Below are 19,490 nucleotides of genomic sequence, written 5' to 3' on the forward strand. Positions count from 1 at the left end.
CATTGCTATCACTGATGCTCTTCAGTGCATTGCGTCCCACCGAAGGTGGCATCACTTCCGCCGATGCTTTTCGGCGCATCACTTCCCCGAACGTTTCTCCGGGCATCGCTTCCTCGCGCCAGCGAGCCTCACTTCCCGATGAAGTCGGCATCATTTCTGCTTGTCCTCTCTCTTCTCGGAGGACGGAGGATCGTTGACGGCCAACGTGGTTTTATCAGCGACCAAGGTCTCTTTGCTTTTGATAGTAGGAGGTCCTTCCCCTACTTTGAAAGGAATGAAAAAAGGGCCTCTGCTGAGACCCGAAGTCATCTTTCTTTCCGTGGGGGAAAAGGGGGGTTGCTTGTATGTCGCGATTCTACTGGTAAATTCTTCAGAACGCCAGGAAATTACCGTGTTTTGCAGAAGCCGATCTTGCCTTGTCAATTTCTTTCTGAATGTCTTTTCGTATTCTCTTTGGTTCTCTCTTCATATCGACTCCTCCTTTTCGTTGCGTTCGATTCATCTCTTACATTTTGATCTTAGCATTGGGTTTGATAATTGTCAAACCTTAAATGTTAACGAACAATGAATTTCTAACTATATGTCGTTTAAGGACCTTATATTCTCTGATCGTTGAATGGTAGGGATCATAAGCATGAATAGATTCGTGTTGGAGCGAGTTCTGCAAAGCCTAAGAGCTATGTCTAGTCAGAACAGAGAGATCAGTTCTAAATTACTCTAACTGTATCTGTGCTATAATTCAAGACAAGTCGAACTTGAGAGGTGTATTCCTTGAAAATCATTCCGGGATACGTTGAACTTGTAGAGATTTTAATGGCGTGTGGGTTTGCTGATAGAAAGAGTTACTTCGATGCGCTCTCGCAAGACCTGGGGTTTGATTTCGAACCAGGAAGAGAACTTGCCGAATTTCTTGATAGAGTTAGAAGTAATGATAACTGGTCGATAAGAGTGGCTGTTGAGGTCTTCTCCGAAATAAAGGACAGTGTCATATTCTTCTGTGATTTTCCAAAGGAGCCCGGAGGCGAGCTTCTTATTGAAGAGGCCATAGAGAGCCTGGGAAAAAGTTTTGAAGAAAAGGCAAGGTGTGTGGTTGACAGCATCTTGTTGAACAATCTAAATCTCTCTCAAGAGGACGTGAAGAAGACGCTAGACGGTGACTTGAGCATCGTTTCGGAGGCCGTTGACAAGGCAGAAGACCTTTCTGAGAACACGACTTGGTTCATCACTCAACTGATCAAGTTTCCCAAACAGTCTAAGGAGATTCTAATCTTTGCTCTGAGAGAACTTAAGAAGCACTATGAAGAATCAGGGCTCAGAAAGAAGAATCGTGACAAGATTGCTGAAAGGCTAAGACTATTCAGAGCCGAAGAGTACGAGGAAGTTGCGGAGGATTTCCTGAAATTCTACGGTATAAGGCCCAGGGAAGATTTGCCTCTTCACCTTTTATTTCAGAACACTCTCAAGTATTCGGGCCTCAAGTTCGCCAGCGCCTGCGATATCCAACTCATAGTTTTCAGTGAGCACCTGAAACAGATTGAAGAGATCATGAATCCTGTGGTAACCGACAACACTCTCAGATTATTTCTTAGAAATCTTTCCGATCAGACAAAGATGCAGATTCTTAAGGCGATATCCGACGAGCCGAAATACGTAGATGAGCTTGCGAGAATTGTGGGTTTGTCGAAGGCGACCGTTTCCTACCACCTTTCTACATTGGGTGAGCTGGCTCTTGTCACGAGTCGTAAGGATCACAGAAGGGTGTACTTTTCACTTAATAAAGAGCGTCTCGAGAAGATACTTAAGAGATTGGAAACGCTGTACGAAGAGGGTGAAGAGTAATGGAATTGATTACAGGATACTTCGAGATATACGATCTGACGATGGCCATTCAATTCTCGCTCAACACTGGTCCGGTTGAGAAGGTGCTTAAGACACTCGGAGTTGATTATGAGCCATCAACGCAGCTGATGGAATTCAGAGGGGATTTGTTGAGAGACACAGAATGGTCAACAAGGATGTATATTACCTTCATGAATGAATTAGGTGTGATGGCTCCCATACTCTTTCCAATTAGGCAGAAGCTGCAGGACGGAATGTTCGTAACAATAGAGGAAAGCCTAAACATAGCTGAGGAAGGCGTAAAGCTGATAAGAGATCGATTCATTCGTGTCTTTGCCGAAAGAAGACTGAAGATTTCACACGATGAACTTAATCGTATGATCCATGAGAACCCTCAGAAGGTCTCGCAGGCTATAGAGGCAATCGGCGGAATAAGTGCTGACACAGTATGGTTCATAAACCAGCTGCTTTTCTTCCCGAAGACCGCAATGGATTTCCTCTCTTCCAATACGCTGAAAATCCTGAATTACTATGAGCGCAGTGGATTGAGGGAGCTTAACATGCGGCTTGTAAAAGGGTACGTGGAGAACAGTTCTCCTCAGAGGATTAGAGATGCATTCTCGAACTATCTAGACTATTATGGCATAACGCTGGACGAGTCCAAACCCTTGTATATAACACTTCAGAACTCTGTGCCCCACACAAACTCCGGTGTAATGACCTATCCGACGTTCCACCTCCTTATAATGGGTCTTGAAGAAGTTACTGAAGATTTCTCGGGCAGAATACCTAAAGAGGTAAGGTTGAGGAGTCTTCTGAAAGTCCTGTCAGATGAAACCCGTTTCAAGATCTTGAAGAAGTTGAATAACGAGCCCGCCCTGCAGAGAGATTTAGTTGAGTTCACTGGACTTACAAAGTCGACTATCTCCTATCACATTGGTCTTCTTTTCAAGTCATCGTTGATAGATGTGGACCCATTTAACAGCGTCATCTACGTAAGAAAAGAGACCATAAGTAGGGCAGCTGCAGATATTAGAAATCTGTTGAACATAAGGGAGAAAAGATGATTAGAGCGGTAGTATTCGATATGGACGGGGTCATTATCGATTCGGAAAAAGTCTATAGAAAGGCATGTACGGAACTGGTAACCGAGCTGGGCGGTAAGATAAGTGTTGAGTTGTTTGAAAAGCAGATGGGTCTGAAGATGACAGAGACCCAGAAGGTCGTTGTAGAAACGGCGGGACTAGATATGAAACCTGAGGACTTTGGCAGAAGATACATGGAAAGGTACATGAAGCTTGCAAGGGAGACTCTAGAACCAAATCCCGGGTTGATCGACCTTCTCGCTTACCTGTCGGAAAAGGTTAAGCTGGCCATAGCTTCATCTACAGAGAGGGCCGCCATTGAGGAACTTATGAGAAAGATTAACGTACTCGATTACTTCGAGGTAGTTGTGGGTGGTGATGAAGTTCATGAATCTAAACCCTCACCTATTATCTATCTCAGAGCTGCGGAGCTTCTTGGAGTCAAGCCTGAAGAGTGTGTTGTTGTTGAAGACTCGCCAAATGGAATAAGAAGTGGCGTTAGAGCTGGAATGGAAGTGCTGGGTGTTAGAAATGAAGAGAATGCCCATCTAGATTTGTCTTTCTCGAAAGATGTTTTCGAAGATCTTTACGGAGTAAAAGAGTATCTCGAAAAACTTCTTGAGAGTTAGTCGAAAAGCAAGTTTTCCAGGCGCTTGAGATTCCTTATCTCCACTGTGTTTCTATCAGGCATGGAAATGATCCCGTCTCTTTCAAGTTCCGAGAAGTTTCTGGACACCACCTCTCTCGTTGATCCTATTAGACTGGCCAGAGTCTTCTTTGTGCAGGGAAGCTTCAAAGTTTGGGAGTCCTTTTCAAGAGATAATTCAAGCAGATAACTGGCGATCTTTTTCTTCACAGTGGATAGTGAAAGAATCTCGATTATGCTTGACAGATTCAAGATCTTCTCGGAAATGCTTCTGAGATAAGTGAGAAGAAAGCACTGATTCTTGAAAGGATACAGAAGCACTTTCTTGGGGATGTTGAGAATCTCCGAATCCACCTCTGAAACCACATAAGAAGCATACCTTCTTCCTGCAAAAACCAACGCCTCGCCGAACATCTGCCCCTTTTCCAGACGGTTCATAATCTGTTCCTGGCCTGAAGGCAAAAACTTCGATATTCGGAGTTTGCCTTCGAGAACAAGACTTAGCGAATCGCACCGATCATCGGGAGTGTACAAGACCTGGTTGCTTGAAGAGTGCATCCTTCGAGAGCCAACAAGTATTTCATCTATTTCGCCGGAGGTCAAATCGCTGAAAAGGTCTATGGTATGCAGCATCTACTTATCAACCCTGTACCAGTACTCGTATTCCATCTTAAACCCGACTCTTGAATAGAGTCTTATTGCATTTATGTTAGGTTTGTCTACTTGAAGATAGGCGATTCTAGCGCCCCTTTTCTTTCCGAGTTCCAGCAGTTTCTCGGTTATCTGTATTCCATAACCCTTTCGCCTTTCAGTTTCGAGGACAGCTATTCCGAATAATCCTATATGGTCTCCTTCAATGACTGCCAAACCACAACCAACATCGTTTCCCTCCTTCTTGAGTAGCACGAAGAAGCTCTCGGATATTAGCATCGAAAGAAGTTTCTTTGCCCAAGACTTATTACCCCGTGCTCTCTTGTTAAGTGAGAAAAAGATGTCGAGCCATCTTTCTTCCGGTGTTGGGAAGATATCGAGATCGGAGATATCTAACCTTTTGCTGTCCAAGGTCTTAGTCATGACGAGAGCCCTGTCTATCTCTTGAAAGCCCATCTCTTCAAGGGTTTTGTCAAGGAAGACCGGCTTAGACTCCTGTGTCAATTTGAACATTGGAGGCAGATCCCTGGAACGGTAAAATGATCTGACCTCTTCGATCTTATGAGAAAGAGATTCGTGAGAATCATATAGTGGATATACTGAGTTTGACCTGTTTGTGTATCCGCCGGCGCATCTCATTATCCATCCATCCCTCAACCTGCTGTAGGCGGCGGGCCAGGAGTTCAACGTAATCTCTTCAAGCTTCCTGATCCTTGACATAGTATCTCCAATCTCACCAATTTCAGGTAAATTTTACGTCATAACTGACTAGCCATTTATTGTTGACATGAGTGCGGTAAATCACTGGTTTCTTGATGAGCTGCTGCCTCTGACATGATACGTTATGACCTATGCAGAAGGCAACTCCACTAAGGAAATTCCAGGCTGATGGGATCGAAAGAAACTCGACACAAATATCCCTCAATTGTTGATTTCTGAAGCAAATCTTAGCCAATTCATTTACTGATTCATCCAACAGATTCACGGTGAGCTGATCTTATGCGGCAAATCGCTTAGTCTCAAGTGCTTTCTGCCAGATATTCTCGAACACTCTCGACAGTTGGTTCGATCGCCTTTCTTTTTGTTAAATCGACGGCCGTTTCATACGCAGCAAGCATGCCTTTTTCATCGTCGGAAAATTCTTGTCCGTGCCTCTTCTTCATCTTAAGCTTTAATCTCAAGAGAGACATGAGGATTTTGTCTTTGATATTCAGTTTATTGAAGTCAAAGCCCCCCTTAGGTGATGAAATTCTGCATGGCATATCATTTCAGGAGTTAAGTTCTTGAGCTTAATCTCTTCTAGTACTTCTGGTCTTGCCGGTGATGCTCCTACCGAGAAGAGAACTACCTTCTTATTTCTTAAGGTTTCGAAGTTCTCATTTATCACATTTATACCAATAAGCTCGCTCGCATAGAGAGAGCCGCCGAAGACAACACATTCGTAACTATGAAACTTCTTGGCATCGAAACTATCTGCAGCGAACAGATCTGCCTACAGTTCTTCTGCAATCCACGTCGCATACTTTTCCGAGCTACCATACCGGCTCTTGGATAAAAACAGCTACTCTTGGCACAAGATTTCCCTCCTGTTTTTCTTAACTCTCCTTCTCATTCTAACAGCAAAGGTAGCGATCTAGTCTTGCCAAGAGAGTTCAGAAGAACTATCTAAAAGGGCCATTCAAGTTCAACTATTCAGAAGATTCCTTTCAACCTTGTTATCTAGATCTTTCTAATGTAGAATTGAGACGCTTACCTTACTACATAGGAGGCCTACAATGATTCGAAAGTTCATAGCCTATTATCGGCCACATTTGAGGCTTTTCATACTTGACATGGCCTGTGCTTTTATGATCGCTGGAATAGATCTGGTGTTCCCTAGATTCACCACATTAGCGCTTGACAACTATATACCATCCGGGAATATGAGAGGTATAGTGATCATCTCAGTGATTATGGCGATGCTGTTCATATTGAGGGCCGTCTTCAACTACATTGTCAACTACTGGGGTCATGTTGTGGGAGTAAGAATGGAATACAACATGAGAAAGGATATCTTCTCCCATCTCCAGACTCTTTCTTTTAGTTATTTTGACAAGGTAAGAACAGGAAAGATAATGTCGCGAATCGTCAATGACCTAAGAGAGATAACTGAACTCGCTCATCACGGGCCTGAAGATCTTTTCATTTCGGTCGTCACTCTGGTCGGAGCTTTCGTCATTCTCATGCAGAATGACTGGAGGCTCACTCTTGTGGTCTTTGCTTACATACCTTTCATGATTTGGTACGGAATCAAGAAGAGGCAGAAGATGGCAAGGGCATTCAGACTCGTGAGGAAGAAGATTGCCAATGTGAATGCTCAACTGGAAAACAGTATTTCGGGAATAAGGGTTGCACAATCGTTCACCAACGAGGAATTCGAAAAGAACAAGTTCGATCTTGGGAATCAGGAGTTCAAAGAGTCGAGACAGTTTGCATTCAAATCAATGGCTGAGATGACAACCGGTATCGACCTGATGATGAACATGCTCAAGGTCACCGTGCTCGCTCTTGGAGGTTATTTGACTTACTCAGGCGAGATAACGATTGGCGCCTTTGTCGCCTATTTTCTATATGTGGACCTCTTCTTGCAGCCTATAAGAAGACTTATGCAGTTCGCTCAGCAATATGAAGACGGTATGTCTGGATTTGAAAGGTTTGTAGAGATAATGGAGACAAAATCCAGTATCACCGATTCTCCTGACGCTATTGAACTGACAGATGTCAGGGGAGATGTAAGAGTAGAGGGGGTATCTTTCGCATACGACGGCGGAGAAAACGTTCTGAAGGATATCAGCCTTCATATTCCAGCAGGAGAAATGGTGGCTCTTGTCGGCCCTTCTGGGGGAGGGAAGACAACGTTATGTCATCTGATACCGAGGTTCTATGATGTCAATAGCGGAAAGATCACTATAGACGGAATAGATATACGAAATGTGACTCTGCATTCCTTAAGAAGCCATATAGGGATAGTTCAGCAGGATGTTTTCCTTTTTGCAGGAAGCATTCGTGACAATATCGCGTATGGCAAGGGCGACGCTACAGACGAAGAGATAGTTGAAGCGGCTAAGAGAGCAAATATCCATGACTTCATTCTGAGCCTGGAAAATGGGTACGATTCGTATGTCGGCGAAAGAGGCGTAATGCTTTCAGGTGGTCAGAAACAGAGAATTTCAATTGCCAGGGTATTTCTCAAGAATCCTCCGCTTCTGATACTGGATGAGGCTACCTCTGCTCTTGACAATGAAACGGAACTCAAGATACAAGAGTCTCTGGAAGCCTTATCAAAAGGCCGTACCACACTGGTAATTGCTCACAGGCTTTCAACGATAAAGAATGCAGACGAGATAGTTGTCATAACAAGTGACGGAATAATTGAGAGAGGCTCTCATGACGAGCTTCTCGAGAAGGGTGGGCACTACGCGAGACTCTACAGGGCTCAATTCAAGGGTTACATCCCCGACATGTGATTGCTTCTTTCTATGTAAACGTATCTGTCAGGTAAGCTGAGGACAGTTGTGATGAACTCCTCGAGGATGCTCTTGGGAATACTCCTGAAAGAGTTTCCAAAGTAGGTTTCTTCAAGATGTTGCTCAACTTTCTGCCAGTAATCGGGATCTAAGGAGGCTGGCTCGGAAGGCCTTGATGACGATGAGGGCTTGAATTTACCTTCAGAAAGCGATTCGTGCAGCTGGAGTTTTTCAACCGTCTCCCAGTTATCCGAGTATCTTGTTGGGAAGAGACAACTCCTTACTCTGTATCTCATACTTTCACCCCCTTGAAGATTATGACTCTCAATCTGGACATTAAGGTTTATTTGTTATACTTAAAGCTAGCCGGAGTTCTTTGGAGGGATGCTTATGGACATAGAGAGAGGTTTTCTTTTCAAATGGTATGAGCGTCAGTTACTTGTAGAAGGAGTGACTAAGCCTTTGCTTCTTCGACTTGCCGGGGAGACATTCGGTGGACTATCAAGTGAGATAGAAGAACGAATAGCTGAATTGTTGATAAGGAGCGGCCTATCCGGGATTACTGGAGACTTTCCCAGGCAGAAAATCCTTCCCTTCTACTCTCCGTTGATCTACAGGCAGAAAGCTACAATAGAATTCATTGACGGGGACGAGATAAGCATTGAAGAAGATGAAGGGAAGAAGATTGTTGCTTTTCCTCACACTCTACCGTTAATATACGCTCCGGTGATCGCCGCAAATGTATTCTTCCAGTTGATGAGTGACGCGTCGAGCGAAGCCCCCGTAAAAGAACTCCCAGTAAGTCTTGACAGGTTAATTAGAAAGGGCAGAGTGATGGTTATTGGAGCAGGTGGATTAGGGTGTCCCCTAATAAAGACCTTGCTTGATAGCGGGGTTGATGATGTTTGCATTGTTGAGCCCGGTGAAGTGAAGCTTAACAATTTGCACCGACAAATTTTGTACGATTATGGAGATATAGGTCTTTCAAAAGCAAGTGTTATTGAGCGAAAGATTTCACAGTATTACAGTGGAGTAAGCGCAAAAGTTTATCGGAAGCAGTTTGATCCGGAGCTAATTAGATCTGAAAGACCGGATATTGTTGTCAGCTGTGTTGACAACTATGATGCCAGGTATCTGATAAACGATTCGTGCTATCGAAATGGAGTCCCTTTCGTCGATTCTGGAGTCGAAGGCTTCAGCGGCTATGCTATGTTTAGGGATAGAGAATCGCCATGCTACAGGTGTTTCATGGGCGACAACAGAAAGGATACCGCTGCTCCCAAAGGAATACTGCCGTTTGCCAGCTACTTCGGCGGATTGCTTGAAGCAGCAATCGTGATAAGCTACCTCAACAAAAGACCTTATGAAGGTGAAGTCTTCTCTTTCGATCTGAAGAGAAACCGATTCGAGGAAATATCGGTTGAGCGCAGGGAAGACTGCCCGATCTGTTCTAAAGCGAAGAGGTGACTCTCTTGGAAGTTGTATACGGAGACAGGAAGTGGGATTTCGACAGAGATTTGACATATGGAGAACTTTTAGAGGAGACTCGACTCGGGAGAGTCTCAGTTCTGGTTATGGTGAATGGCCGTCTGGTAAGGCAGGGAGAGTTGATTCCGGCCAAGTCAAGAGTTCTCATAATCAATGCTGCCAACGGCGGATAAACTGGCGCATACTTACGCATACTTGCGTATAAGATCAGTTGGAGCGATTTATTAAGCTCTATCGGTTTGTGGGAGAATTGAGTTTTTTTGTACATTGGCTCTTTTGAATGTAGAATTTTGATGGATAGTTTAAATAAAAACGGAGGTGTAGAAATTGGAAAAGAAAAGGGTTTTGATTCTCGGCGCCGCAGGACGCGATTTTCACAACTTCAATACTTATTATCGGGATAATGACGAATTCGAAGTTGTAGCCTTCACGGCAACGCAGATTCCCGGTATCGATGGAAAGAAGTATCCTGCGGAACTCGCAGGCAGGCTCTATGCTAACGGCATCCCGATATTGCCAGAAGATGACTATGGAAAGTTGATTGACGAGCACAAGATCGATCAGGTAGTGCTTGCATACAGCGACCTTCCGAATCAATATGTTATGGAGAGGGCGGCAATAGCCAATGCTCACGGAGCAGACTTCGTACTTCTTGGTCCGAGCAAGACGATGGTCAAATCCTCGAAACCGGTAATCTCTATCTGCGCAGTTAGAACAGGTTGTGGCAAGAGCCAGACAACGAGAAGGGTCCTAGACATTCTGAGGGCAAAGGGAAAGAAAGTTGTATCGATAAGACATCCCATGCCATATGGAGACCTTGTGAAGCAGAAGGTTCAAAGATTCGCCGATTATTCGGATCTCGACAAACACGAATGCACGATAGAAGAAAGAGAAGAATATGAGCCTCACATAGACCGTAAAGCAGTTATCTACGCAGGCGTTGACTACGAGGCGATCCTCAGAGAAGCAGAAAAAGAAGATGTAGACGTAATTATCTGGGATGGCGGAAACAACGACTTTTCCTTCTACAAGACAGATCTATTTATCACTGTAGTTGACCCTCACAGAGCCGGTCACGAGACTACATATTACCCCGGCTTCACAAATCTGATGATGGCCGATGTAATCGTTATCAACAAGGAAGAAACCGCTTCTCCGGAGGACATCGATACCGTCAGACAGAATATTGCGAAACACAACCCCGATGCAATCGTTGTCGATGGTGCTTCACCGATCACAGTAGAGGGGGGCAAGGCATCTGAAATAAAGGGCAAGAGAGTACTGGTTGTTGAGGACGGACCGACTCTAACCCATGGTGGAATGAGATATGGGGCCGGCTGGGTAGCTGCCAAGAAATTCGGTGCTGGAGAGATAGTCGATCCAAGACCGTATGCAGTTGGATCACTCATTGCGACTTACGAGAAGTACAATCACTTGGATCAAATCCTTCCGGCCATGGGATATGGCGAAAAGCAGATGAAGGAGCTTGAGGAGACCATTAACAAGGCAGACGTTGATCTCGTCATAATTGGAACCCCGATAGACTTGAGAAGAGTCATCGACATAAAGAAACCGGCAGTTAGGATAGGCTACGAGCTTCAGGAAATTGGGAAGCCCGATTTGGAGGACATAATCGAGGAATTCCTCAAGAAGCATAATATCTGACGTCTAAGAAAGAGGGGGACTGGTATTCCAGTCCCCCTCTTTCTTGTTTATTGTTTCTTCTTGAAAGGTATATAGATATCGAACTCCGAGTCTTCTTCTCCCGTGAATCTCCCATCATATAGCTCAAACTCATTCAGTCCGACAGGTTCATACTCGGAGTTCTGAAACACTTGCCGTATATGTACTCGTTAAGTATCCTGTAGTGAGTCGAGCTTTCCCTTGTGGGTAAAGGCAGCGTAAGTTGCCTCGGGTATCTCGGCCCCCACCATTCCCACCGGTATCTTGTCCAGGCTTGAAACTTCTGCGGAAGCAATGTAGTCGAACTTACCGTCAACGAAATCCTCTTCCCTGGTGCACATTATTCCGTAGTGCTCCTGTGAAGGTATAACATTCTCGATCTCTGAGTATCTCTCCATGAAATCACGCCAGAGCTTCGGACAATTATTCGCCGGATCGTTTCCCCAATACTTGAGGCCTACTACCTTGAATGCTTCTTTGTGAACGATTTTCGGTTCCATTCTTATCCCTCCCTCAAGACTCAAAATGTCTCTCCTGTGAAGTCTCTTCTTCTGGGTAACGGCGAAGTGAAGTTAGAGTCTTCGATACTTTCCCGGGGTAATAAAATACTTGCTTCTGAATGCTCTGGTGAAGGATTCTTGGGAATCATATCCGAACTGAAGAGCAATTTCGAGTATTGGCATTGAAGTTGTTGCTAGCCTATCAGCCGCTTCGCTAAGCCTTCTACCCTTGAGATACTGTCCGATGGTTTCGCCAACTGTATGGAGGAAGATTCGCTGAAGATGAACAGGCGAGTAGAATGTCTTTGCACAGAGATCGCTGATAGTAACTTGAGCTGACAGACTCTCTTCAATGTAATCTATAACAGAATTGACGCAATCGACGTAATCTTCCTTCAATACGGTATCCTTAACCATCCCTTCACCTCCTCCGTGTATGCAAGATTATACATTAGCGAAGGGAGTGGCTTTTTGATAGGAATTATCATGATCCAAATAGAAACCTGGAGACTTGGTTATCAACTTGGTGGAGTCAAATGGTTCAATGAAGAAATGGAAAATCAGTATAAGACGAGTCTTCCAATTGCTCTGGCAGCTTCGATAGTGCTGCTAACTTCCTTCGGTAGAGGCGGAATTCCTTCAAAGCCAGTCTTCTCAACGAAATAAATCAGCATTAGCCTCAGTTGTTCCGATTCCCAAGAAGAGAGATTGTCAAGTGTACCCACACTGTTTATATTCTGCAGCAAACACCCACACCTGCCTCATAGTACAGTCTTGCCCGTACGCCTTTCATCCCTTTCAACCGCGAGAGATCTGAAAGTTTCAAGTTTTCTATTATCTTGTGAATTTCGATGCCTGTCCGTTGAGATAGGCTTTCCCTAAGTTCTGGAGTAAATGCAGCTTCGATCATCTGGTCAGTTCGGATGATCCCTGCCTGTGCGAGTTTGTCAATAACCTGTCTGTCGTGCCCCAGGAAACTATCAAGTCCTTTCCGGTCCGAAGATACTTCTTTCTCACGAAGCTCGGAAGCACGTGCAGCGAGTGAAGGTTGCAAGAGAAAACAGAAATAGAGCGCTATACTCCTCAGAAGTTTCTTCGGAAAGCTTCTCTCTTCCGCAAAGACTCTGCTGAAATACAGAATATCTTCTGTTTCTGTCTCTTCGATTGTTTTGCTTTTCGAATCAAGGAGGAACCTTTCAAAGAAGATTCTACTAGACCATCAATAACACTTGATTTCTTGCCCTTTCTTTTGAGGAAAACCGAGAAATTTTCTTTATTACATCGATCGCCCTTCTCATTATGAAGGAGACACGGAACCTTCAAGAAGCAGGCAGAAACGTTGATGGTACGCGCTGAAAGTCATCATAGCCTTTTTACTTCGATTCTTGGCAGGAGTTCAATAACATCGTTGTACTTGCAGAGTTCAGTACCCGGAGTCATAACAGCCGCAGAACTAGCAGCTCCAGCCATTTTCAACGCAACCTCTGCTGTTTCTCCCAGCTCTCTGGACATGCAGTAGGCGGCAAGGAATGAGTCGCCGGCGCCAACTGCGCTCTTTACAGGAACTTCAGGAACGTTTATTCTATAGAGGCTGCCGCTCAGAAGTGCAAGAGCTCCCTTTCCACCCATAGTAAGAAGAACTTCCTCGATCGAGTACTTTTCAGAAACTTCCTGAACTGCCCTTCTGAGGTCGGACTCTCCTTTCAAGTCTCGTTTCAGCAACCTCTGAAGTTCGTGTGTATTCGGCTTTATTCCTTTGGGACCAGCCTTAACTCCTTCAGAAAAAGGTTCTTTATCGGAATCAATATAGACGTTGACACCAATACCCCTCATTCTTGAACACAGCTGCCTGTAAATATCGTTGCTGACTCCTTCTGGAACACTTCCGCATAATAGCAGATAGTCATCCTTTCTAAGCAGAATATCGACCGTCTTGAACAGCTTGTCTACTTCTCTGTTGGAGATAACAGGTCCCGGAAGACTCAACCTGTACTGTCCTTTTTTCGTTTCAATGAGTATGTTCGTTCTCGTCTCCTTATCACTTCTTACCGTTGCATAAACAACACCTTCTTCATCCAGCATTTCCTCTACTATCTTTCCGGTGTGTCCACCAAGAAAGGCAATTGATACAGAGTGACCACCCAGTTCGTTTACTACTCGAGACACATCTACTCCCTTTCCGGCGGGGTAATCCTTCACTCTCTCTACCCTTACGGTATCGTCTTCTGTAAGTCTTTCTGTGTAGAGAAATCTATCCAGCGCTGCATTCAATGTCAGTGAAAAGATCATCATCTTCCTCCTATATTCTGCCAAGAAAGTAATTGATAATACTTAGAATGACAATAACACCTGTCTCCACTCTAAGCGTTCTACTACCGAGAGAGATAGAAGTGCAATGATCGGTCAACTGCGCAATCTCCTTCTGAGTAAAACCTCCTTCAGGTCCAACAATCACTCTTAGATTACGTTCCTCAGCAAGATCTTTTTGCATCTCCCTAATTGCTCTTCCTCCAAAGTCAAGAAGCAGATTACGCGATCCTTCCAAGGCGAAACTCTTCAGAACAGATACTTCGGGAACACGAGGGTTCACACTCTGTTTTGCGGCCTCTTTGGCTACGGTCAGGAGCTTTGCGGTCTTGCTTTCGTCTAGTCTCGAGACTGACCTCACACTGTTGAAGACTTCTATTCTATCGACTCCGAGTTCAGTAGCTTTCTCAATAAGAATGCGAAGCCGTGGCCACTTCGTTGATGCCACGGCTATAGTTACTCTTTTTTTATCTCGTTCTATGTATTCTCGTTCGATTATCTTTCCAGAACTACTCGACTTTCCCAGCTCTTTAAGAACGAATCTGTAGATAGTTCCCCTTCCGTCGATACCTATCAGTTCATCTCCCGGATTAGCCCTCATCACCTTAAGGTGCTTCGTTTCATCGCTGTCAAGAGTGACCGTGTTACCTTCTGCCAATACAAAGTAAGCATTCGGCAATTAACCGATAACCTCCTGTCCCATATACGGCACGAGCACTTTGGGAACAACGATTTTTCCGTCCTCTCTCTGGTAGTTCTCCACTATTGCAACCAGAGTTCTTCCAACTGCAAGTCCCGAACCGTTCAGGCAATGCACGAACCTCAGTTTGTTATCGTCGTCTCTGAATCTGATGTTTGCCCTTCTCGGCTGGAAGTCTTCAACATTTGAACAGGAAGAGATCTCTCTATATGTATTGTATGAAGGCAACCAAACTTCAAGATCGTATGTCTTGGCTGATGCAAATCCGATATCTCCGGTGCAGAGAGATACAACTCTGTAAGGGAGTTCAAGCTTCTTCAAAACGTCCTCGGCATCGGCAGTGAGACTCTCCAGCGCATCATAGGACTTGTCGGGATGAGTGAACCAGACGAGCTCCACCTTGTCAAACTGATGGACCCTTATCATTCCTCTTACGTCCTTTCCATAAGATCCGGCTTCTCTTCTGAAGCAGGCGCTGTAGGCAGTGTACTTCTTTGGAAGATCGCTATCTATTATTTCATCCATGTGTTGTGCCACCAGCGGCACTTCGGCCGTCGGTATCATGAACATATCATCGGGATCTATCCTGTAAGCCTCGTCTTCGAACTTGGGAAGCTGACCTGTTGCCTGCATTGTCTCCCTCTTCACCATGAAAGGAAGGGCAACTTCTTCGTATCCCTTCGAGTGGTGGAGGTCTAGCATGAAATTCGCAATTGACCTCTCAAGCCTTGCGAGATCTCCCCTAAGAATAGTGAATCTCGCTCCAGAAATCTTGGCAGCCCTTTCGAAGTCAATCAGTCCTGTGTCCGGACCATAATCCCAGTGAGCTTTGATTTCGAAATCAACTTTTCTCGGTTCACCCCAGAATCTGAGAACTACATTGTCTTCCTCGCCCTTTCCTACAGGGGTCGTGCTTGAGGGGATGTTCGGAAGATACAGGAGTTTCTCTCTAAGCTCTTCGTCAATTTGAGAAGTTCGGTTGTCCAGGTCCTTGACTTCAGACGAAATCTCCTTTGCCCTTTCCATCAGAGAAGCAGCAAGACTCTGGTCTTTACTGGCCTTGGCGCGGGCAATTTCCGAGGATATACTGTTTCTTTCGGCCTTCTTTTGCTCCACAATTTGAAGAGCCTCTCGTCTCCTTGACTCAAGATTCACAATTTCGTCCAGTAGTTCGGAGCTCATACACCTCTGTTCAAGGCCCTTTCTAACAATCTCCGGATTCTCTCGAATCAACCTTACATCAATCATTGTCTCTTCCTCCTGCTAGAAAACAAGCTCTATCTCCACACTCTTTCCTTCGAATGAATCGTCATTTGTATCGTAAATCAGTTCACTGGCCCAGATCTTCCTACTATTCTTGAAGTCATCTACGAAAACGCTTCCTTTAAGGTTCAGGAGTCCCGTATCTCCAAAGTATTCGAAGTAAAGGGTATCAACGTTGAGGTCGCCCTTGTAATCGATGAAGATAAGTTCGGGAGTTGCCTCTTCGGTCTCCTTCGCGAAACCCTCGTAATATTCGCTCTTTTGATCGAAGTTGAGAATCTCTGTCCGATAAATGTTTATGTTTTTTCCATCTTCTTCCTTTGAGTAGATCATCGCTTCAACATTTCCGACAAGTATGCCGGTTGACTTATCAAGGTTGTAATCAAGGGAAGAGGCGGTTGCCTCACCGGTCTGAAACTTGACGAATGTCTCCCCTTCAGTCACAAAGCTTTCCCAGTCAGTTGTGCCTTTCGTGGCCGTTGCAAGAGGAGTCTCTACGTAAATGTCTCCATCCTTATTTATCGACACGTTACCTATAAAAGTAAAGACATCTTTTCGGAGCGACCCCAGAACAGTATCCCCTTTAATTCTCACGGTGCTTGCAAAGATTGTTGCTGCAAGGGAAACGAGAATTAGTCCAGTTATAATAATACTCTTTCTCTTCATGAATACCTCCAGACGATTATTCGTTTGCTTTCTTAGAGTCCATTATCTCTATAAGATTCTTGACGATTACCTCGAGAGCCTTTACCTGATCGGACTTTATTTCAGTCATTACCGATTTCAGGTACTCTACTCTTCTATCGATAACGTTCTCTATAAGTGTTCTTCCAGAATCGGAAATGTCGATTATGAATGATCTCCTATCTTTGTCGGAACGTCTTCGTTCTACCAAATCAGCATCAATAAGCCTTTTCACAAGACCTGTTGTTGTGCTCTTGGTTATTCCAAGCCAGCGACTGATGTCACTCATCCTCTTTTCTCCATTGAAGAAAAGGACCTGCAGGACATCGAACTGGGCCGGAGTGATCGGGAAGTCCCTCAGAACCTTTCTTCCTTCCCTTCTAATCCTCGTAGAAATCGTTCTCAGGTTTTTCTCCAGAACTGCTGCATCTTCCTTTTCGATTTCATTTCCGGACATCACTACACCTCCAAACCCTTTGTATTGGTTGAAAGAAACCGTTACTACTCAAGAGATTATATCATCATCTTAACCAGGGTTATGACTGATTCTAGCGTTGGTGGCGTTCATTCACGGTTATACTTGCATAATAACGGTGACTGAAGGCCGCCGAATGGTGATGTATAATCTCAGTATGAAATCAGCTGAAAGAGAGCTCGCCGATTTGACAAGGTTCGATGTCTCATATAGAGAGGATTACATAACAGTTGCCGGAGTTGACGAAGCGGGAAGAGGTCCTCTGTCAGGTCCGGTTGTAGCCGCCGCAGTCATTACGCTCGAACCTGTGGACGGTGTCTATGATTCCAAGGCTCTATGCAGAAAAGAAAGAGAGTATCTATACGATAGAGTGATGGAGGCTTCTATAGTTGGTATTGGGGTCTCGTCGCCTGAGGAGATTGACTTGTTGAACATTCTTGCTGCAACAAGGCTTGCAATGAATAGGGCTCTGAACAATTTATCCGAAAGGCCCAATTACGTTCTGGTTGATGGAAAGTCGCTTAATCTAGATGTTAAGGGAGAGTGCATAGTCGGAGGAGATAGAAGGAGCGCATCGATAGCCAGTGCCTCGATTGTAGCAAAGGTGTTCAGAGATAGAATTATGGATTCTTTGGACATTCTGTATCCTGAATATGGCTATCGAAGTCATAAGGGTTATGGCACAGAAAAACATCTGCAGGCTCTGAGAAAATACGGACCAACAACGTGGCACAGATTGACATTCAGGCCGATAAGAGAGCTGATCACAAAGGAATTGGCAACGCATTGGTCAAATGAAGAGGGAGTTGGCAGAGCAAGGCTTTTTAGAGCGGGCATGGTTGAGATGGAGGCAAAGAATTGAGAGACGAGTTTGAGGAAAGCGAATGGGTAAGACTAATCGAAACAATGAAGAAGTTGAGATCTCCCGGAGGCTGTGAATGGGATATAGAACAGACTCATAGGTCCTTGAAACCGTACCTGATAGAAGAGGCTTATGAGGTTCTCGATGCTATAGACAAAGGGAATGACAATGAGTTGGCAGAAGAGCTTGGCGACGTTCTCCTTCAGATAGTCTTCCACGCTCAGATTGCTGCCGAAAGAGGGGCGTTTTCTATAACGGATATTGTCAGTATGTTGACTGAAAAGCTTATCAGAAGGCATCCCCACGTCTTTTCCGATTCGAAAGGCTACTCCTATCGCCAATGGGAAGAGATCAAAGCGAAGGAAAAGGGAGGAAATGAGTCTCCCGCTTCTTCAATAGGCAAGGTCAACAAAGCGCTGCCAGCACTTAGTTTGGCCCGCAGGGTTCAGGAAAATGCATCGGTTGTTGGATTTGATTGGGAAGATATGAATGGTCCGCGCGACAAACTGAATGAAGAGATTGAAGAGCTGGACTGTGCTATAAAGGAAAGAGATAAAAAGAAGATTGAAGAGGAAATCGGTGACCTTCTCTTTACAGTTGCTAATTTATCGAGATTTCTCGAGGTTGATCCTGAATCAGCTTTGAGAAGATCGACAGAGAAATTCGTGAACCGTTTTCACGAGATGGAGAGTCATATTGAGAGATACGGTCTGGATATTGAAAGCATGACCATAGATGAGCTTAATCACCTGTGGGAAAAAGCGAAGGAGGGTACAAATTGAAGAAGCTGCTGATCGCTGCCCTGATTATTATGTTACTCACTGTAGCAACATTCGCGCAAACGGAGGATTTATCCGGGAGTGGGATAGCCGCCAGGGTAAATGGCGAGATTATCACCATGGACGCTTTTCTTTCTAAAGTTCTGCCTAACTACACTGAAATATCAAAAAGAATCGAAGAAGTAGATCCTCTGTTTTCTGAGATGCTTCTGAATACGGAAGCCGGTCAGAAGTTGCTTGAAGAATATGAAAGGAATTCTCTGGAGGCGTTGATTGAAGAGACTCTTCTTATTCAGTACGCGAGAGAAGCTGGGATTGAGGCCAACTCAGAAGCATTGAAGAGCGTTGTGAATAAGTCTATTATGGATACGCTGGCAGAATTGGAGATCGAGAAGTCCGATGCAGATCTCTTCTACATACTTAGGGGATACATCGACGGATTGAGTTCCTATGAGGCGAAAGTTGTCCGGGATCTTGCATACAGAGAGGTTCTTAATGCTCTCTATGAAGCAGTCACCATGAATGCTACGGTTACAGAAGAGGAGATTGAGCAGTATTACATGGCCAATTCGTCCAAGTATGCTGTGGAGGAAGAGAGAGCGAACATGAAGGTACTCCTGTTCGATTCATTCTCCGAAGCCTATTCTGTATGGAAGGCCGCGTCGAGAGATGCAAATCCAGCTTCCGTTCTCGACACTTTTCCCGAAGTTGTTACCGGAAGCTTCACGAGGCAGGAAATTGAAAGTCTCAATCCGGAACTGGTTAAGTCCCTCTTCAAGCCAACGGACGGCGAATTGCTTTCTTCTGTTGTAACTCTTGACAACAGATACGCGGTTATCTATCTTCAGTCATACTCTCCTGCAGGTTCGCAGGGTGTTGAAGATGTGAGGGAAGAGATCGAGAAGAACCTGATCGAAGAGAAAAAGGACTTGTTATGGAGAGTCTGGAAAGAACAAGAATTTAAGCCTTTCAAAGAAAGTGCCATAGTAGAAAGATACTATGAAGCAGATGGAGGAGAATGA

The 19,490-nt window shown here is 44.7% G+C and carries 23 protein-coding genes; 11 read left to right on the top strand and 12 right to left on the bottom strand.

The genetic code is table 11. The features are described from left to right. The first annotated feature begins 771 nt into the window (after window positions 1-771). Genes B3K91_RS12150 through B3K91_RS12160 form a run of 3 tightly spaced genes read left to right on the top strand, consistent with a single transcriptional unit; the run spans window position 772 to window position 3,553 of the window. The gene (locus tag B3K91_RS12150; protein ID WP_292589050.1) at window positions 772-1,839 is read left to right on the top strand and encodes an ArsR/SmtB family transcription factor; all 1,068 of its coding nucleotides are present in this window, start codon (window positions 772-774) and stop codon (window positions 1,837-1,839) included. Then, window positions 1,839-2,906, top strand: coding sequence for an ArsR/SmtB family transcription factor (locus tag B3K91_RS12155; RefSeq protein ID WP_292591933.1), 1,068 nt, complete (start codon window positions 1,839-1,841; stop codon window positions 2,904-2,906). Before B3K91_RS12150 ends, B3K91_RS12155 begins: the two co-directional genes overlap by 1 nt. Continuing rightward, window positions 2,903-3,553: an HAD family hydrolase gene (locus tag B3K91_RS12160; RefSeq protein ID WP_099829608.1), complete on the top strand. Its 651-nt coding sequence runs from the start codon at window positions 2,903-2,905 to the stop codon at window positions 3,551-3,553. The genes B3K91_RS12155 and B3K91_RS12160 overlap by 4 nt, the downstream gene beginning before the upstream one ends. Here B3K91_RS12160 and B3K91_RS12165 read toward each other — a convergent pair. The 3 genes from B3K91_RS12165 to B3K91_RS12175 all read right to left on the bottom strand — a co-directional run bounded on the left by B3K91_RS12165 (window position 3,550) and on the right by B3K91_RS12175 (window position 5,707). Continuing rightward, complete coding sequence (locus tag B3K91_RS12165; RefSeq protein WP_292591931.1) at window positions 3,550-4,203, bottom strand: Crp/Fnr family transcriptional regulator; 654 nt, start codon at window positions 4,201-4,203, stop codon at window positions 3,550-3,552. The two genes, B3K91_RS12160 and B3K91_RS12165, sit on opposite strands and share 4 nt — an antisense overlap. Continuing rightward, window positions 4,204-4,941, bottom strand: a complete 738-nt coding sequence (locus B3K91_RS12170; protein ID WP_292595312.1) for a GNAT family N-acetyltransferase — start codon at window positions 4,939-4,941, stop codon at window positions 4,204-4,206. 490 nt (window positions 4,942-5,431) lie between these two features. Beyond that, the gene (locus tag B3K91_RS12175; RefSeq protein WP_292591935.1) at window positions 5,432-5,707 is read right to left on the bottom strand and encodes a flavodoxin domain-containing protein; all 276 of its coding nucleotides are present in this window, start codon (window positions 5,705-5,707) and stop codon (window positions 5,432-5,434) included. 289 nt (window positions 5,708-5,996) lie between these two features. Between B3K91_RS12175 and B3K91_RS12180 the strand changes: the two genes are divergently transcribed. Then, window positions 5,997-7,727, top strand: a complete 1,731-nt coding sequence (locus tag B3K91_RS12180) for an ABC transporter ATP-binding protein (RefSeq protein ID WP_099829611.1) — start codon at window positions 5,997-5,999, stop codon at window positions 7,725-7,727. Here B3K91_RS12180 and B3K91_RS12185 read toward each other — a convergent pair. Next, entirely contained in the window at window positions 7,709-8,023 is a 315-nt protein-coding gene (locus B3K91_RS12185) for a hypothetical protein (protein WP_214060263.1), read from the bottom strand. The two genes, B3K91_RS12180 and B3K91_RS12185, sit on opposite strands and share 19 nt — an antisense overlap. A gap of 94 nt (window positions 8,024-8,117) precedes the next feature. Between B3K91_RS12185 and B3K91_RS12190 the strand changes: the two genes are divergently transcribed. The 3 genes from B3K91_RS12190 (at window position 8,118) to B3K91_RS12200 (ending at window position 10,880) form a co-directional block, all read left to right on the top strand. Further along, on the top strand, window positions 8,118-9,194 hold the full coding sequence (locus B3K91_RS12190; protein WP_102819047.1) for a HesA/MoeB/ThiF family protein: 1,077 nt from the start codon (window positions 8,118-8,120) through the stop codon (window positions 9,192-9,194). 5 nt (window positions 9,195-9,199) lie between these two features. Next, window positions 9,200-9,388 carry a hypothetical protein gene (locus B3K91_RS12195; protein ID WP_099829614.1) on the top strand — a complete coding sequence of 63 codons (189 nt, stop codon included), beginning with the start codon at window positions 9,200-9,202 and terminating at the stop codon, window positions 9,386-9,388. Window positions 9,389-9,542: 154 nt separating this feature from the next. Then, entirely contained in the window at window positions 9,543-10,880 is a 1,338-nt protein-coding gene (locus B3K91_RS12200; protein WP_214060262.1) for a cyclic 2,3-diphosphoglycerate synthase, read from the top strand. 188 nt (window positions 10,881-11,068) lie between these two features. Here the strand turns inward: B3K91_RS12200 and B3K91_RS12205 are convergent, their stop codons facing one another. After that, entirely contained in the window at window positions 11,069-11,398 is a 330-nt protein-coding gene (locus B3K91_RS12205; protein ID WP_099829616.1) for a GyrI-like domain-containing protein, read from the bottom strand. Between the two features lie 72 nt (window positions 11,399-11,470). Then, window positions 11,471-11,815, bottom strand: coding sequence for a helix-turn-helix domain-containing protein (locus B3K91_RS12210; protein WP_099829617.1), 345 nt, complete (start codon window positions 11,813-11,815; stop codon window positions 11,471-11,473). A gap of 54 nt (window positions 11,816-11,869) precedes the next feature. Here B3K91_RS12210 and B3K91_RS12215 point away from each other — a divergent pair, with 54 nt between their 5' ends. Continuing rightward, window positions 11,870-12,064: a hypothetical protein gene (locus tag B3K91_RS12215; protein WP_214060261.1), complete on the top strand. Its 195-nt coding sequence runs from the start codon at window positions 11,870-11,872 to the stop codon at window positions 12,062-12,064. Between the two features lie 64 nt (window positions 12,065-12,128). Here B3K91_RS12215 and B3K91_RS13715 read toward each other — a convergent pair whose 3' ends face one another. From B3K91_RS13715 to B3K91_RS12240, 6 genes are all read right to left on the bottom strand, one after another. Beyond that, window positions 12,129-12,452, bottom strand: coding sequence for a DUF4332 domain-containing protein (locus tag B3K91_RS13715; RefSeq protein ID WP_214060260.1), 324 nt, complete (start codon window positions 12,450-12,452; stop codon window positions 12,129-12,131). A gap of 308 nt (window positions 12,453-12,760) precedes the next feature. Continuing rightward, window positions 12,761-13,687 (bottom strand): 1-phosphofructokinase family hexose kinase, encoded by a 927-nt coding sequence (locus tag B3K91_RS12220; protein WP_099829620.1) that lies wholly within the window; start codon window positions 13,685-13,687, stop codon window positions 12,761-12,763. Between the two features lie 10 nt (window positions 13,688-13,697). Continuing rightward, a complete protein-coding gene (locus tag B3K91_RS12225; protein WP_214060259.1) occupies window positions 13,698-14,384 on the bottom strand; it encodes an RsmE family RNA methyltransferase in 687 nt (228 codons plus the stop codon). Beyond that, a complete protein-coding gene (gene serS, locus B3K91_RS12230) occupies window positions 14,385-15,653 on the bottom strand; it encodes a serine--tRNA ligase (protein ID WP_099829622.1) in 1,269 nt (422 codons plus the stop codon). It abuts the gene before it with no gap. Window positions 15,654-15,668: 15 nt separating this feature from the next. Next, window positions 15,669-16,334: an LptA/OstA family protein gene (locus B3K91_RS12235; protein WP_099829623.1), complete on the bottom strand. Its 666-nt coding sequence runs from the start codon at window positions 16,332-16,334 to the stop codon at window positions 15,669-15,671. Window positions 16,335-16,350: 16 nt separating this feature from the next. Then, window positions 16,351-16,809 carry a MarR family winged helix-turn-helix transcriptional regulator gene (locus tag B3K91_RS12240; protein WP_099829624.1) on the bottom strand — a complete coding sequence of 153 codons (459 nt, stop codon included), beginning with the start codon at window positions 16,807-16,809 and terminating at the stop codon, window positions 16,351-16,353. Window positions 16,810-16,984: 175 nt separating this feature from the next. On the opposite strand from B3K91_RS12240, the gene B3K91_RS12245 reads away from it, so the two are divergent. From B3K91_RS12245 to B3K91_RS12255, 3 genes are read left to right on the top strand one after another with little or no spacing between them, the layout of a single operon-like run. Continuing rightward, window positions 16,985-17,689, top strand: coding sequence for a ribonuclease HII (locus B3K91_RS12245; protein ID WP_243392286.1), 705 nt, complete (start codon window positions 16,985-16,987; stop codon window positions 17,687-17,689). Next, the gene (gene mazG / locus B3K91_RS12250; RefSeq protein WP_214060874.1) at window positions 17,686-18,471 is read left to right on the top strand and encodes a nucleoside triphosphate pyrophosphohydrolase; all 786 of its coding nucleotides are present in this window, start codon (window positions 17,686-17,688) and stop codon (window positions 18,469-18,471) included. The genes B3K91_RS12245 and mazG overlap by 4 nt, the downstream gene beginning before the upstream one ends. Beyond that, on the top strand, window positions 18,468-19,490 hold the full coding sequence (locus B3K91_RS12255) for a SurA N-terminal domain-containing protein (protein WP_292589067.1): 1,023 nt from the start codon (window positions 18,468-18,470) through the stop codon (window positions 19,488-19,490). Before mazG ends, B3K91_RS12255 begins: the two co-directional genes overlap by 4 nt.

It is taken from the genome of Mesotoga sp. UBA5847 (assembly GCF_002432735.1).
In the GTDB taxonomy this organism is placed as follows: Bacteria; Thermotogota; Thermotogae; order Petrotogales; family Kosmotogaceae; genus Mesotoga.